Genomic DNA, 14,947 nt, shown 5'->3' on the forward strand with positions numbered 1-14,947 from the left:
CTGGGCCGTTGTCAGCCCTGCCAGGAGTGCGGGGCGCGGAAGCCCGGGGTGCGCTCGAGGCGGCGCCAGCCGGCGTGGGTGCGGCCGCGGTGGGCCGGGGCGGCGGCGGGGGTGGCGGCTGCGCGGGCGAGCAGGACCGCGGTTATCGCGGCCAGCTCCTCGGGGTCGGCAAGACCCTTCTCGACGCGCAGCACGGACTCGGCAGGAGTAGTGCTCATGGATGTCTCTCCGTCTTCTCGGCAGTACGTGGCGGGCTGTGCGGGGTGGTGCACCGGCCGCGGCTACTGCGGGGGGTTGCCGTGCTTGCGGGACGGCAGATCGGCGTGCTTGGACCGGAGCATCGCGAGCGAGGCGATCAGCACCTCGCGCGTCTCGGCAGGGTCGATGACGTCGTCGACCAGTCCGCGCTCTGCGGCGTAGTACGGATGCATCAGTTCGGCCTTGTACTCCTTGACCATGCGGATCCGCATGGCCTCCGGGTCCTCGGCGTCGGCGATCTGCCGACGGAAGATGACGTTGGCGGCACCTTCGGCGCCCATGACGGCGATCTCGTTGGTGGGCCAGGCGTAGGTCAGGTCGGCACCGATGGACTGGCTGTCCATCACGATGTACGCACCGCCGTACGCCTTGCGCAGGATCAGCGAGATCCTCGGCACCGTGGCGTTGCAGTACGCGTAGAGCAGCTTCGCCCCGTGCCGGATGATTCCACCGTGCTCCTGATCGACGCCGGGCAGGAAGCCGGGTACGTCCAATAGAGTGATGATGGGAATGTTGAATGCATCACACATCTGGACGAAGCGGGCCGCCTTCTCGGACGCCTCGATGTCCAGGACCCCCGCCAGGGACTGCGGCTGGTTGGCGACGATGCCGACGACCTGACCGTCGAGCCGGGCCAGGGCGCAGATGATGTTGCGGGCCCAGCGCTCGTGGATCTCCAGGTAGTCGCCGTCGTCGACGAGCTCCTCGATGACCTTGTGCATGTCGTACGGACGGTTGCCGTCGGCGGGCACCAGGTCGAGCAGGACGTCGCCGCGCCGGTCGGCCGGGTCGTCGCTCGCCACGGTGGGCGGGTTCTCCCGGTTGTTCGACGGGAGCATCCCGATCAGGTAGCGGACCTCGGCGATGCAGGTCTCCTCGTCGTCGTACGCGAAGTGCGCGACGCCCGAGGTCTCGGCGTGCACATCGGCGCCGCCGAGGCCGTTCTGCGAGATCTCCTCGCCGGTGACCGCCTTCACGACGTCCGGTCCGGTGATGAACATCTGGGAGGTCTCGCGGACCATGAACACGAAGTCGGTGAGGGCGGGGCTGTAGGCCGCGCCGCCCGCGCACGGGCCGAGCATCACACTGATCTGCGGGATGACGCCGGAGGCTCGGGTGTTGCGCTGGAAGATGCCGCCGTATCCGGCGAGCGCGCTGACACCCTCCTGGATCCGGGCCCCTGCGCCGTCGTTCAGCGAGACCAGCGGGGCACCCGCCGAGATCGCCATGTCCATGATCTTGTGGATCTTTGTGGCGTGGGCCTCACCCAGGGCGCCGCCGAAGATCCGGAAGTCGTGCGCGTAGACGAAGACCGTACGGCCTTCGACCGTGCCCCAGCCGGTGATGACACCGTCGGTGTACGGCTTCTTCTCCTCCAGGCCGAATCCGGTCGCCCGGTGCCGGCGCAGCTGCTCGACCTCCTTGAACGAATCCGGGTCCAGCAGCAGCTCGATGCGCTCACGGGCCGTCAGCTTGCCCTTGGCGTGCTGCGCCTCGGTCGCCCGGTCACTCGGTCCGCGCCGCGCCTGCTCACGCAGTGCCAGCAGTTCGGCCACCCGGCCACGGGTGTCTGTCGGCTCGCCCGGGGTTTCGTCCACAACGGTCATGTATCGACCCTACGAAGCCGACCAAGAGAAACCTGCCGTCGACTCTGCACAGTCTCCCGACCGGTTTCCTGGTGGAGCCGGACAGAACCCTTGCGCCATGCAGGCGAACCACCAGCCCAGGACGGTCCCCGTTTGTACAGGCTCCACAAAGTGTCACTGTGGCGTACTGCACACACCGGTGAGTCCCGGGCATCCCTCGCCTGTGCGTCCTGCGCCTTCCGGGAGTCCTCCGGACGGTCCACGACCGGTTCGCCCGAGTGGGTGACGGTCAGCCGCACGGCCTCGCGAAAGGCGTCCCGCACGGCTGCGGGCACGACGTCCGCGGCGTCCGGACGGAACGGGAACCGACGGAGGTGGAACGAGCCGCTGATCCGCTTCTCCCACCGCACCGCCCTTGGCGGGCACGGCGGAGTCCGGTGAGAATACCCCGGCCTTGCGGCCCCACCCCCTCCGCACGTCCTCGCGGACGCGCTCCTGGGAAGGGGTGGGACCGGGATCGGCCCCACCCCCTCTCACTGCTCACTGTCGGCTCATTCAGCTTCCGCAGTGGAACCGTGCGTTGCCCCAGTCCGCGTGGTCGTTGCCGTTGCCGTCGCCGCCGTCCGCGACGACCAGCTCGACGTACTTCGCGCCGGTGACGTCCGCCGTGAGCGACCAGGCCGTGTCGGCCGCCTTGAGGACCGGCGACTTCACCTTCTCCGTACCGTCGGCCCTGACGCCGAACTGCACGCTGCCCGCGGTCTTCTGCACATCGTCGACGCCCACCTCGGCGGTGAACGACGTGCACCTGCCGCCCAGGTAGTAGCGGATGTTCGCCGGGGCGTGGCTGCCGAGGCCCTTGGCGTATACGGTGCCACCGATCGTCAGCGGAGTGCCGTCGCCGGCGCCCGTCTCACCGTTGGAGAGATCGCGCTCGACCGGTCCCCAGCCGTTGCTCGACGCCGTCCAGTCCAGGTCGCTGGCCCAGCTGTCCGTGGTGGGCGGCGGCGGCAGGGTCCGTACGGACGTCTGCGCACCGAGGGTCCGCTCCGCCCCGCCGACCGTGTACGACGCCTCGGCGCTCAGGCTGTACGTCCGGTACTCGGCGTCCACCGGCGGGGTGACCTGCCAGCTGCCGGTGACCTTGGCGCCCGCCGCCACGGAGTCGAAGGTGACGGCACCCACGGGCTCCGCCTTCCAGCCGTCGGGGACGGTGAGGCCGACCGACACGTCGGTCGCAGCCGTCGCCTCGTAGTTGGTGAAGCTCGCCTTGACGACGTTGGCCGTGCCCGGCTCCAGGGTCTCGGCGGCCGGGTCGACGCTGAGCGTGCCGCAGGCGGCCGGCTCACCGGCGGGGGCCCGACCGAGGTCGGTCACGGTGAACGCGTCGAGGACGAAGTCGGCGCCCTCGGGTGCGTCGTCGCGCTTGCGGAGCCCGGTCCAGGTGTCGCCGCAGCCCGCCGTGACGGTCTCGGAGAAGTGCCCGGTGGTGCGCTGCTGCCCGATCGCGGTGGTGCGGGTCTCGACCGAGTCGGGGTTGCCGTCGGCCGTGATCCGGTCGTAGCCGTCGACCCACTCATAGGCGCCGGCGTGGCTCGACTGGTAGTCGTACTCGATCTTGTACCGGTGGCCGTCGGCCATCGGTACCGTCCAGGGCGCCGTCCGGTAGACGAGTCCGCTGTTCTCCTCGTGGGCCTTGAGGGACTCCTTGCCGCCGATCACGTCGTCGACGAGCTTCCCGTTCCAGCCGGCCTGGGTGTAAGGGGCGTGCAGCTGGGAGACGACGGTCCGGGGGTCGGTGGAGCCGCCCGCATCGCCCTTGAGGAAGGGGCCCCAGCCCTGGTCGACGTCCTCGAAGTCCTCGTACACGACGGTGTTCTTCTCGGTCGCCGGGGCGTTGGCGACGATCCGGACGTCATCGGCCCGCACCGTCGCGGCGCTGCCCCTGGCCGCTTCGATACGGAACGTGGTGCGGCCGTCCGCGGGGGCGGTGAAGTTCACCTTGGCCCGCTGGAAGTACGTGCCGTGCCAGTCCGAAGCGGCGACGTAGTCCTCGGCCGTGGAGCGGTCCACGGCGACGGACCTGCCGCCGATCGAGAGCGTCGTGTGCCGGGTCTTTCCGGGCTGGACCTCGATCAGCGCGGAGGCGGTGTAACGCGCGCCGGGCTTGAGGCCGGAGATGCGCTGTGCGACGGCGGCCGTGCCGTCGCCGGAGAGCTTCGCGCTGTTGCGGCCCTGGTCGTCGGTGTCACGGGCGACGGTGCCGGTCTTCGACCAGTCGTCGAGCCCGTTGTCGTTGAAGCCCGGGTCGTCGACCGCACTGCCCTCGCCCCACTCCGGGTCGGCGGCGGCGGGTGCGTGGTCCGGGTAGAGGACGTACGGCTGTCCGGCGGTGGCCGTCAGCGTGATCTTCCCGTCGACGGGCCGGACCGTACCGGTCTTGACCCGGCCGTTGTCGGTGAGCTTGTAGACGGTGTACGCGCCCTTGGAGGGCACCGACCAGCTGCTCGTACCACCGGACTTGCTGTAGTGGTACAGCTTCTTGCCGCCGTCCCACGGCAGCAGGTAGTCGGTGCCGCTGAGCACCTTGCGGCCGTGGTCGTAGAAGGTCCGCCTGCCGTCCTCGACCGTGCCCCGGACACCGCCGGTGAAGGTGATGTCGTTGCCGTCCCAGCGGGTGATCTTCTGCTGCTGGAGGTACTTGGCGGGCAGGTTGCGCTGCCAGATGTTGTCGTAGAAGGCGTTCCAGTCGGTCTCGCCGGTCCAGCCCTCGAACTCGTCGATGGCGGTCTGGCCGAGGACCGGGTCGTTGTTCCAGACGTCCTTCTCGCTGTTGCGGATGAACCGGATGATCTGCGAGTTGAGGCCCTTGTTGGTGGCGCCGCCGTAGTCGAGGTCATTGGCCCAGTGCGACCAGAGCGAGCCGCGCTCGAACTTGTCGGCCCACTCGGTGGCGACGTTCCAGCCCTGCTTCTGCACGGACTGCAGGGTCTTGTCGGCGATCCAGCCGTGCGTGTAGTAGACGTCGATGTAGAGCAGGCTGAGGTTGAGGTCGGTCTCGTCGCGCAACTGCTGGAAGCGGCGGGCCAGGTTGCCGCTGTTGATGTCGTTCCGCTGGTCGATGTAGTAGCTCTGGCCGAGCCAGTTCCAGCCGGGCTTCGTCTTGTCGACGAGCTTCTCGTCGAAGGCGTGGGCGTCCGCGTACGCCTCGGTGGCGTTGACGTGGACGCCGAAGGTGGCGCCCCACTTCTTGCCTTCCCTCAGCAGTGCGTTGAGGTCCTTCAGCCCGCCGGCGCGCTCGTTGTAGTTGCCGCCGTAGTCGGGGTGGGCGGAGTCGTGGCCCTCGGAGGCGTACCCCTTGAGCAGCGCCAGCTGACCGAGTCCGTCGGTGGCGAGCGAGACCCGCTTGACGTCGTCGAGGGTGCGCAGGAACGGGTGGGTGGCCTGGCTGGCGAAGTTGAACGGGATGTGGGTGATCACCCGGTTCGCGGTGTCGTCGCTGCCGGGCGCGGTGACGCCGATGGTGCGGAACGCGACGGCGCCGTCCTGCCAGTCGACGGCCTTGTCCCCGTTGGCGTCGGGGGTGACGACGACCTTGGCCCAGGGCAGGTTCGCGCCGCTCTCCGGCTTCGGTGCGCCGGCGCCGCGGTAGGTCCACTGCCCGGACCAGACGCCGACCCGGACGGTGCCGTCGTCGGCCTTGCGCGCCTGGTGCCAGAACCGGGCGTCATCGCCCCCGGTGGCGCCGGACGGCTTGTCGTACGAGGAATTGGACTCGACGGCCGCAGCGAGCGAGCCGGTGTTGACGATCGCGTACGAGGCGCCGACCGGCGCCTTGTCGGCGGCGGTGTCCGCGGTGACCCGGGCGAAGACGTCGGCGGTCTTCGTCGAGTCCGGGTCGAGGCGGGTGAACGCGGTGGCGGCGCCGGTGTCCGTGGAGCCGACGGAGACCAGGTCGTGGCCGGGGATGTCGATGGTGCCGACCCGGAACGCCTCGGTGTCGCGGACGGCCGTCACCCTGAAGGTGGTGGTGCGTCCGGAGACCGAGAGCGAGGCGTCGATCTCCACACCGGGCAGGTCGGGGAAGGTGAGCGTGTACCGCGCGGTCGTGGCGGTGACCTCGGGCGCGCCCTTCGGCTGCACCGGGTGCGCGGCACCGTTGAGGGTCACGGCGGTCACCGGCTGTGTACTGCCGAGCAGTTGGTTGCCGCTGTCCCGATCGGTGTACGACAGGACACGCGGGAAGTCGTCGGCGACAGCGACCGAGAGCTGCGGGGATCCGATGACGGCGGCATCCGCGGGGACGGCCGTGCCGGCTGCGGCGGGGGGCGGAGTGGCGGCTGCGGCGGGGAGTGCGGTCCCCACGAGCGCCAGGACGGCGGCTGAGGCGGCGGCGACAGCGCCCGCCGAAGTGAATCTTCGCGACATGTGCCCTGAGTAGTCCCCATGTCGGGACACCGTCAACGACGTGGGACCTCGATGTGCGTGCCAGTCCAACAACCGCGTTGCGTAAGTCCAAGTGGCCGGTGGGCGGGCCGAGGCGGGTGCGGTGTTCACTTCCTGACCGCACAGTCAGGACCCGCCCCGCAGTCGCCCGCCAATTACCGTTCCCACTCGACGAGTTGTGAAGAATTCTCTTTCTTGAGAGCGCTCTCAGTCACAACCCTTGACGGTCATGGCGGCCGTCGCAAGAGTGGTGCGCACCGCGGACGCCCCTTGTTCCGAATCCCCGCACGATCGTTCCCGTCCGCGGCCCCCACACCTCAGGAGTCCCCCCGTGATCTCGCGCAGACTGTTCCTGACGGGCGCCGCCGCCACCGCGACCGCGCTCACCTACCCCGCCTGGGGAAGTGCCCTCAGCCCGCACGCGTCGGCGGCCGCCGCCACCTGTGAACTGGCCCTGGAGAACCGCTCGCTGCCCGGCACGGTCCACGCCTATGTCACCGGCCATGAGCAGGGCACCGACCGCTGGATGCTGCTGCGGGCCGACGGCAGCGTCTACCGCCCCGACTCCCCCGCCGCACCGCAGACCCCGCTGCCGGTCGACTGCGCCATCCCGCTGAAGTCGGCCGGCGCCGGTCCCGTGATCCTGACCCTTCCTCAGATGTACGGGGCCCGCGTCTACTTCGTACGCGACGGCAAGCTGGACTTCTTCCTGAACCCCGGCCCCGCGCTGGTCGAGCCGGCGTTCGCGACGTCCGCCGACCCGAACTACGGGCGGACCTGGTCGTTCTGCGAGTTCACTTTCAACCCGCAGCAGCTGTACGCGAACATCAGCTACGTCGATCTGGTCACCGCGCTGCCGATCGGTCTGACGCTGGAGGGCGACACGACGCACACGGTCGCGCCGCTTCCGAACGGTGCCGTGCAGCGGATCGCCGACGCCCTGACCGCCCAGGCGGCGGCCGACGGACAACCGTGGGACAAGCTGGTGACCCGTGGCACGGACGGCAACGTACTGCGGGTGATCTCGCCGCAGAACCTGATGGCACCGTATTTCGACCGGCCGGACCAGATGCCGTTCCGGGACCTGTTCACCGCACAGATCGACCAGGCCTGGGACAAGTACCGGGGTACGGATCTGCGGATCGATCTCCAGGGCGGCCGGGGCGTACGGACCGGCCGGGTCGTCGGCGACATCCTGACCTTCGACGGCGGCCACACCTTCACCAAGCCGGTGTCGAAGGACATCTTCACCTGCAACCACGGGCCGTTCACCAACAACCCGGGCGACTCCGACGACAAGAAGGCCCTGCTGGCGCGGCTGGCAGCGGGCTTCAACCGGTCCCTCATGCTCTCGCACCCCGACCAGCCGAACGGCACGACGGTGGCGGACTACTACCGGGGCGCGGTGACGAACCACTGGTCGCGCGTGGTGCACGCGAACACCCCGATCGGGTACGCGTTCCCGTACGACGACGTGCGTCCCGACGGTGAGCCGGACGTCTCCGGGGCGGCGAACGACGGCAACCCGCGGCGGTTCACGGTGAGCGTGGGCTCCTGAGCCAGGGAGAAGTACAGCCAGGTGCCCCCGCCCGGGACCTTCCGGACGGGGGCACCTGCGCGTGCGGGCTCAGCAGCCGCCGCAGTTGTAGTAGAGGACGTCCCAGTGGTTTCCCTCGTCCGCGTAGATGTTCCCGGAGCCGGACTGGTACTGGGGAGCGCCGTCACCACGGAGCCCTATGTAGCTGAAGGCGCTGTGGATGTAGTTGGTGAGACAGGTGGACTTGCCGTAGTCGAGCTTGTAGCCGTTCCAGTGCGAGTACGTACCGCTGGCGTGCCCGGTCTCGGTGCCGCCGGTGATGTTGAGCGCGCAGCCGGTGGCGCTCTTCAGGGTCTGGGCCCCCTGGGCGGTGGCGAGGTTGAGCTGATCGAAGGACGTGCAGGTGGCGACGTTCCGGTTCGAGCAGCCGCCGGAGGACGACCAGGTGATACCGGACGAGCTGAACCGGGCCGTCGCCTGTGCGTGCGTGAGCTTGGTGACGGCGTGGGCCTCGGTGGCGCCGCTGCCGAGAACGCCGATACCGGGGGCGAACACGGCGCCGAGGACGAGGGCGAGGGCGGTCAGGACGGGGCGCAGTGTCATACGGGACACCATGGGGGACTCCTCCTGCTCATGACAACAAGGGCAGGGAGATAGTGCCCGAGTTCTACGCGCGTCCGCCAGAGGGCATCGGGCGCCGCCGCGGCGAGCGCCGTCACCCCTGTGGACCCATCACAGAAATCAGTCGGCGCCAGATGTTGAACTTTGAACAAGACGTAGCTACAGTCGATGTCGTTGAAGGTTAAACAATGACCTCGACCCCCGCTCGACCAAGTCCCCGAGGAGGAGCCATGGCTCTGTTCAACCGCAAGTCCGCCGCCGCCCCGTCCACCACCGCCGTGGACCCGGCCCTGACCGCGCTGACCGGCACGTACACGATCGACCCGTCGCACAGCAGCATCGGCTTCACCGTGCGTCACGCCATGGTCACCAACGTCCGCGGCTCCTTCGGCGACCACGAGGGCACGCTGACGCTGAACGGCACCGACCCGCACCACTCCACCGCCTCCATCGACGTCAAGATCGCCAGCGTCGACACCGGCATCGCCGACCGCGACGGCCACCTGGTCAGCGGCGACTTCTTCGACGCCGAGAAGTTCCCGCTCATGACGTTCCGCTCCACCCACGCCGAGCAGCTCGGCGGCGACAAGTACCGCATCACCGGTGACCTCACCATCAAGGACGTCACCCGTCCGCTCGCCATCGACCTGGAGTTCAACGGCTCCGCCACCGACCCCTACGGCAACGAGCGCGTCGGCTTCGAGGGCGGCGCGGAAATCCTCCGCTCCGACTGGGGCCTGACCTGGAACGCGGCGCTGGAGACCGGCGGCGTGATGGTCAGCGACAAGGTCAAGCTGAACTTCGACATCTCCGCGATCAAGGCCGCCGCCGCGCAGGCCTGATCCTCGGAAGCACCCCGCCCCGAGCGCGCCCGCCTTCCACTCCCCCGCCGGGGAGGAAGGCGGGCGCTCGGCGTTTCCCTCCGCCGCGGTTCCAGCGCGTTCCCGCGCGGGGAGGCGGTTCCAGCGCCTTCCCGCGCGGGGAGCAATAGGGTCTGCGGCGTGACCGAGCCGTCCTACCTACGCGAAACCCGGGTGTCGTACGACACAGTCGCCGTCGACTATGCCGAGCTCGTGCGCCCCGCATTCGAGGCCGACCTGTTGGGGCGCTCGATGCTGGGCACATTCGCCGAACTGGTGCGAGGAGCCGGCAACGGCCCGGTCGCCGATGTGGGTTGCGGACCCGGCCATGTGACGGCACATCTCCGCTCCCTCGGCCTGGCGGCATTCGGTGTGGATCTGTCACCGGGGATGGTCGAAGTGGCCCGGCGGGACCACCCGGGTCTGCGGTTCGACGTCGGGACGATGACAGCTCTGGAGTCGGCGGACGGCGAACTCGGCGGCATCGTCGCCTGGTACTCCATCATCCACACACCACCGGAAGTGCTGCCGACGGTGTTCGCGGAGTTCCACCGGGTGCTGGCCCCTGGAGGCCACCTGCTGCTCGGCTTCCACGTCGGCGACGAACGACGGCGCAAGGAGACGGGGTACGGCGGCCACGCGATGACCCTCGACGTCCACCTGTTGCCACCCGACCGCATTGCCGAGTCGGCGACCCGCGCCGGGCTCGTGGTGCACGCCACGCTGATCCGCGAGCCGGAAGGTGCGCGAATTCCGCAAGCCTGCCTTCTGGTGCGCAAACCGGGGAATTCATAACCGCCGAACGGCAGCGGAACAAGGCGGGCAGGTCATGCGCCACGGCGTCAATTCCTCGGTGTTCCAGCACTTTCCGAGACGCCCCGGAGATCCGGTGGGAAATGCGCGGAGCCGTCGCGCCGCTCGACGTTCGGACGACCCCGGTTCTGCGCACTCCGCGGTCCGGACGCGCACACGTCGCAGACATTTGACGAGCAGTCAGTTCACGGTGCGGGCATCTTGCGTCACATCGCACCCTTTCCCACTCTCCGAAAGTTTCGGTATTCCACCGACTCAAGTCGGATCATGAAAGGTTTCTTGACACCCAGTAACCAGCCCGTTTACCGTCACCGCCACAGCGTGCGTGGATCATTGTGATGAAGGGGACGCAGTCCATGGCCCGAAAGTTTTCGATCGTCGGCCTGACCGTAACAGTGGCTCTTGCGGCCACAGTGGCGACGGCCTCCGCTGTGGGAGCCGTGGGCACGGAGGGCGCCCACAAGGCACCGGGTCTGTCCGTTGACGCAAAACCGCAGCAATTGAACAACCACTGGGTGAATACCTGGACGTCGATGCCGCAGTTGACCGAGCCCTCCAATATGCCGCCTGCGCCGTTCACGCAGGACAATCTGGTCTTCGCCGACAGCACCCTGCGACAGACCGTCCACATGGCGGTCGGCGGACAGCAGATGCGACTGCGCTTCTCCAACGCGTTCGGTGGTACGGCACTGCCCATCACCGCGGTCTCGGTCGCACTTCCGGCCGGCGGGCGGGCCGGCGACAGTGCGATCCAGCCGGGGACCTCCCGGAAGGTGACCTTCCACGGCCGGTCGTCGGCGGTCGTTCCGGTCGGGTCGGAGATCGTCTCCGACCCGCTGGACTTCGATCTGGAGCCCGGATCCAACCTTTCCGTGACCATCTACCTGGCCGAGGGCCAGGCGTCCAACTCCATCACCTCGCACCCCGGTTCCCGGACCACGTCATTCATGCAGGCCGGCAACCATGTCGAGGACACGGACCTGGCGGGGGCGGCATCGACCGCACACTGGTACTTCCTCAGCGGAGTCGAGGTGTGGTCCGGAGGCACCACTGCGGCGGCTGTCATGCTGGGCGACTCGCTGACCGACGGCCGGGGCTCCACCACCAATATGAACAACCGCTGGCCGGACCAGCTGCAGGACAGGCTGCGGTCGCGCCGGGACACCGCCGGCACCGCGATCCTCAATCAGGCGGCGGGCGGCAACCGGGTACTGAACGACGGCCTGGGCCCCAACGCCCTGTCACGGGTGGACCGTGACGTACTGGCACAGAGCGGAGTCGAGTGGCTGCTCGTCTTCGAAGGCGTCAATGACATCGGCACGGCCGATGCCTCGGAAGCCGCCCAGAAGCAGGTGGCGGACGATCTGATCGCGGCCTACGACCAGATCATCGTCCGGGCGCACACGCACGGGATCCGGGTGTACGGGGCGACGCTGACGCCCTTCGGCGGCAACACCGCGTACGACGACCCGGACGGATACCGGGAGCAGGCCCGGCAGACGGTCAACAAGTGGATTCGCACCAGCGGCCGGTTCGACAGCGTGATCGACTTCGATCGCGTGGCGCGTGACCCGCAGAAGCCGGGACAACTCCTGCCGACGTACGACGACGGCGACCATCTGCACCTGAACCCGACCGGTTACCAGGCCCTGGCCGACGCCGTTCCGTCCCGGCTGTTCCGGCAGGAGCCGCTTCCGCGGGGTTTCGGCTTCAACTAGCCCCGGCCCGGGCCGGTTTCGGCCACGCCGACAGCCGCATCACACGTCTGTGATGCGGCTGTCGGCGTTGGGTATTCCGGACGGCGAAAAGCCGGAAGCACGGGCGACCACTGGACGGACCGTCAGCCCGAGCGATACCCTGCACACATGAAGATCAGATAGAAAGACACACCTTCTGCGGCGAATTTATCAGTTACCAAGCAGGAGCGCAAGCCATCGTGGCCCGCGGTGCACAGCCCGCGTACACCACCTGCCAACTCCACCGCCACGTCACGAAGTTGCCCTTCGTACGTTCCGAACACCACCTGAAGGGTCACCTCATGACCTCGGAGACGATCACCGCGACAGCCTCGGGCAGCTGGAAGCTCGGTGACCTGACCGTCAACCGGCTCGGATTCGGCGCGATGCGCCTGACGCAGAACGGCAAGGCCTTCAGCGCCGACAGTCCGTCCAGCGATCGCAGCCGGTCGACAGCCGTGCTGCGCCGCGCGATCGATCTCGGTGTGAACCACATCGACACCGCCGCGTTCTACTTCTCGCCGCTGCGCTCCGCCAACGAGCTGATCAACCGGGCGCTGGCGCCGTATCCCGAAGATCTCGTCATCACCACCAAGGTCGGTCCGGTGCGGGACGCCTCAGGCGCGTGGCGGACTCCGGCGAGGCCCGACGAACTGCGCGGCCAGGTCGAGGAGAACCTGCGCCAGCTGGGCCGCGACCACCTCGACGTCGTCAACCTTCGCGTCATGGGCCAGGAGTCCGTCTCCGAGCACTTCGGCGCGCTGGCCGAGCTGCGCGATGCGGGGCTGGTCCGCCACCTCGGAGTCTCCGGCGTCACACCGGAACACCTGGCCGAGGCACAGGCCATCGCCCCGGTGGTCTGCGTGCAGAACCGGTACGGCATCGACGCGCACAGCGCGGACGACGACGATCTCCTGCGGGCCTGCGGCGAGATGGGCGTCGCTTTCGTGCCGTTCTTCGCGATCGCCGGCGCGGGGCGCGAGCAGGGCGCGAGCGCCGGTGACGACGACGAGCTGCTCGCCGTAGCCCGCGCACACGGAGCCACCGTCGCGCAGGTCCGGCTGGCCTGGACGCTGCACCAGGGCCCGCACGTCCTGGCCATACCGGGCACCGGCGATCCCGACCACCTGACCGCCAACGTGGCAGCCGGAGCGCTGCGGCTCTCGCGCGACGAACTGGCAGTGCTCACCAGGAACAGTTGACTCCATTGGGCTCTCTGGAGTCGCTGGTTGTACGAACACGGTGTGGTCTGGCATTGCGCACCGCAATGGGAAGCGGGCGCCGGCAGGGGCAGCCCGTGCTGGAACGCCGGGACGGCTCCTGCCCGTGTACACCGAGAAACGGAGAAGTCAATGCCGCACAACGAGGGTCAGCGCGTGGAGTACCTGGACCAGCAGAACAAGCGGTGTCAGGGCGAGATCACCAAGGTCAGCGGCAGCGGACCGGCGACCACCTACACCATCAAGAACGACAAGACGCACCGTGACGACAAGGTCCGGGAAATGCAGATCGAGCAGGATCTGTAACAACCGTTCCCCCGCTGATGCGCTGCCCCGACCCGGCTACGCCGGGTGACGGGCAGGCCGCTGATCCTGGGAAAGTACGAGGGCGTCCGCACCCGCGGTGAAGCGGCTGTGCGGGCGCCCTCATCGCTGGGCCCGGGGACTTGCCGACGGAGTCTGCCGGTGCGCAGTTTCGGCTCTCAGAAGCCGCCGCCACCGAAATCGCCGCCCCCGCCGAAATCGCCACCGCCGCCGAATCCTCCGCCGTCGCCTCCGCCCCCGAAGTCGGACGCGTCGAAGTCGGAGCCGGAGTAGTCACCGCCCGAGTAGTCGCCGCTGCCGAAGTCGCCGCCGCCGTAGTCCGCCGCGTAGGCCGGGGACGAGAGCATCGAGCCGAGCAGGGTGCCCACCAGCAGGCCGGGGAGCAGGCCGCCGCCGAAGTAGCCGCCCGCCCAGGGGCCGTACGCCGGGCCCGCCTCCCAGTACGGGCGGCGACGGCCGTCGCCCGTGTCGACCGTGCGGCTCAGTGGGTCCTCGCCGTCGCGCAGCCGGATCTCGTCCACGCCGCAGACCGGGACCTCGCGCGGTGCGCCGCCGGACGGCGTCCACACGGCATCGGCCACCGAAGGACCGTGGCGCGGGTCGAAGAAGCACGGTGGGCGGCGGTCGGGCAGGCGGCTGCCTGAGCGGCGGGCTTCCAGGACGGCCAGGGAGAAGCGGCCGTCCTCCAGGGCCTGGGTGACCCCGCGCACGTCGGACGGGTGCTGGGCCTTGTCCATGCGGGACTTCGCGCTCTCGTACGAGTCGAGTGCCCGCTCGTAGTCGGCGCGCATCGCGTCGTCGGCGCCGGCCTCCGCCGGGTGGAAGTCGAGGCGGTCGAGGGTCTCGCCGTATGCGGTGATGTCCTCGTCCACGACGACCCGCAGCTTGTCGAGCGCCGCCCGTTCCTCATCCGCCTTGCGGCGGCGGTTGCGGCGGACGATCGCGTACGCGGTCCCACCGCCGATCACAGCGAGCGCGCCGACCGTGATCAGTGCGGTCACGCCGGATCCCGTGTCGTTCGAGCCGCCGCTCCAGGAGGCGGGTGCGTGACCGCGCGCCTGGGCGACGGCCTGGTCGACGAAGGTGGTGAGCTGGGTGGTGGCGTCCGTAGCGGTGCCGGGGGCCTGCAGGGCCGCGGAGAGGTTCTGGCGGGCCGTGACGGACATGACCGATCGGTCCGCACCCAGCTTGAACGTGTCGCCGAGGCGGATTCCGTACACGCCGGTGATCCCGGTGTCGTTGCGCAGCGTCCGCAACACCGTGGCCTCGGGGAACGCGGAAGTCCGCGGCAGCACAGCCACGAAGACCGGCTTGTCCGCGTCCTTGATCTTCTTGGTCAGGGCGTCGGCCTGACTCGCGGACAGCTGGTCCGCCGCTGCCGGATCGACGTACACCGGGCCCTGGCGCAGGGCCCGGGCCACATCGTTGATCGTCGTGGCGCTCGGCGCAGCCGGGGCCATGGCCAGCATGGCTGCCGAGAGCATCAGCAGCAGGCCGGCCAGCAGGGTCGGAAACAGCCTGTTCCGCATATATCGACGCTAACCCA

General features: G+C 69.1%; 11 protein-coding genes. 6 read left to right on the forward strand and 5 right to left on the reverse strand.

Features of this window, described 5'->3' with window-relative positions; all coding sequences use genetic code 11:
- Nucleotides 1–11 precede the first annotated feature (11 nt).
- The 3 genes from OHA88_RS16670 to OHA88_RS16680 all read right to left on the reverse strand — a co-directional run bounded on the left by OHA88_RS16670 (nt 12) and on the right by OHA88_RS16680 (nt 6,272).
- Nucleotides 12–218 (reverse strand): acyl-CoA carboxylase subunit epsilon, encoded by a 207-nt coding sequence (locus OHA88_RS16670; RefSeq protein WP_093772301.1) that lies wholly within the window; start codon nt 216–218, stop codon nt 12–14.
- A gap of 63 nt (nt 219–281) precedes the next feature.
- A complete protein-coding gene (locus OHA88_RS16675; protein ID WP_030928728.1) occupies nt 282–1,865 on the reverse strand; it encodes an acyl-CoA carboxylase subunit beta in 1,584 nt (527 codons plus the stop codon).
- Between the two features lie 534 nt (nt 1,866–2,399).
- Nucleotides 2,400–6,272, reverse strand: a complete 3,873-nt coding sequence (locus tag OHA88_RS16680) for an endo-alpha-N-acetylgalactosaminidase family protein (RefSeq protein WP_328626115.1) — start codon at nt 6,270–6,272, stop codon at nt 2,400–2,402.
- 349 nt (nt 6,273–6,621) lie between these two features.
- On the opposite strand from OHA88_RS16680, the gene OHA88_RS16685 reads away from it, so the two are divergent.
- Entirely contained in the window at nt 6,622–7,848 is a 1,227-nt protein-coding gene (locus OHA88_RS16685; RefSeq protein ID WP_328626116.1) for a glycoside hydrolase family 64 protein, read from the forward strand.
- 69 nt (nt 7,849–7,917) lie between these two features.
- Here the strand turns inward: OHA88_RS16685 and OHA88_RS16690 are convergent, their stop codons facing one another.
- Complete coding sequence (locus tag OHA88_RS16690; RefSeq protein ID WP_328626117.1) at nt 7,918–8,442, reverse strand: hypothetical protein; 525 nt, start codon at nt 8,440–8,442, stop codon at nt 7,918–7,920.
- 236 nt (nt 8,443–8,678) lie between these two features.
- Between OHA88_RS16690 and OHA88_RS16695 the strand changes: the two genes are divergently transcribed.
- The 5 genes from OHA88_RS16695 (at nt 8,679) to OHA88_RS16715 (ending at nt 13,383) form a co-directional block, all read left to right on the forward strand.
- On the forward strand, nt 8,679–9,290 hold the full coding sequence (locus OHA88_RS16695) for a YceI family protein (protein ID WP_267001472.1): 612 nt from the start codon (nt 8,679–8,681) through the stop codon (nt 9,288–9,290).
- A 159-nt stretch (nt 9,291–9,449) separates the two neighbouring features.
- Nucleotides 9,450–10,103, forward strand: a complete 654-nt coding sequence (locus tag OHA88_RS16700) for a class I SAM-dependent methyltransferase (RefSeq protein WP_328626118.1) — start codon at nt 9,450–9,452, stop codon at nt 10,101–10,103.
- 374 nt (nt 10,104–10,477) lie between these two features.
- Complete coding sequence (locus tag OHA88_RS16705) at nt 10,478–11,839, forward strand: SGNH/GDSL hydrolase family protein (protein ID WP_328626119.1); 1,362 nt, start codon at nt 10,478–10,480, stop codon at nt 11,837–11,839.
- Between the two features lie 320 nt (nt 11,840–12,159).
- Nucleotides 12,160–13,059 carry an aldo/keto reductase gene (locus tag OHA88_RS16710; protein ID WP_328626120.1) on the forward strand — a complete coding sequence of 300 codons (900 nt, stop codon included), beginning with the start codon at nt 12,160–12,162 and terminating at the stop codon, nt 13,057–13,059.
- A 150-nt stretch (nt 13,060–13,209) separates the two neighbouring features.
- Nucleotides 13,210–13,383 (forward strand): hypothetical protein, encoded by a 174-nt coding sequence (locus OHA88_RS16715; RefSeq protein ID WP_328626121.1) that lies wholly within the window; start codon nt 13,210–13,212, stop codon nt 13,381–13,383.
- A gap of 176 nt (nt 13,384–13,559) precedes the next feature.
- On the opposite strand, the gene OHA88_RS16720 is transcribed toward OHA88_RS16715, so the two are convergent.
- Entirely contained in the window at nt 13,560–14,930 is a 1,371-nt protein-coding gene (locus OHA88_RS16720; RefSeq protein ID WP_328626122.1) for a hypothetical protein, read from the reverse strand.
- Nucleotides 14,931–14,947: the final 17 nt, after the last annotated feature.

It is taken from the genome of Streptomyces sp. NBC_00353, assembly GCF_036108815.1.
GTDB lineage: Bacteria > Actinomycetota > Actinomycetes > Streptomycetales > Streptomycetaceae > Streptomyces.

Bases quoted from the DNA above. Each gene is read 5' to 3' on its own strand.
- OHA88_RS16670 (WP_093772301.1), bottom strand. From the start codon at position 218: ATGAGCACTACTCCTGCCGAGTCCGTGCTGCGCGTCGAGAAGGGTCTT.
- OHA88_RS16675 (WP_030928728.1), bottom strand. From the start codon at position 1,865: ATGACCGTTGTGGACGAAACCCCGGGCGAGCCGACAGACACCCGTGGC.
- OHA88_RS16680 (WP_328626115.1), bottom strand. From the start codon at position 6,272: ATGTCGCGAAGATTCACTTCGGCGGGCGCTGTCGCCGCCGCCTCAGCC.
- OHA88_RS16690 (WP_328626117.1), bottom strand. From the start codon at position 8,442: ATGGTGTCCCGTATGACACTGCGCCCCGTCCTGACCGCCCTCGCCCTC.
- OHA88_RS16695 (WP_267001472.1), top strand. From the start codon at position 8,679: ATGGCTCTGTTCAACCGCAAGTCCGCCGCCGCCCCGTCCACCACCGCC.
- OHA88_RS16705 (WP_328626119.1), top strand. From the start codon at position 10,478: ATGGCCCGAAAGTTTTCGATCGTCGGCCTGACCGTAACAGTGGCTCTT.
- OHA88_RS16710 (WP_328626120.1), top strand. From the start codon at position 12,160: ATGACCTCGGAGACGATCACCGCGACAGCCTCGGGCAGCTGGAAGCTC.
- OHA88_RS16715 (WP_328626121.1), top strand. From the start codon at position 13,210: ATGCCGCACAACGAGGGTCAGCGCGTGGAGTACCTGGACCAGCAGAAC.
- OHA88_RS16720 (WP_328626122.1), bottom strand. From the start codon at position 14,930: ATGCGGAACAGGCTGTTTCCGACCCTGCTGGCCGGCCTGCTGCTGATG.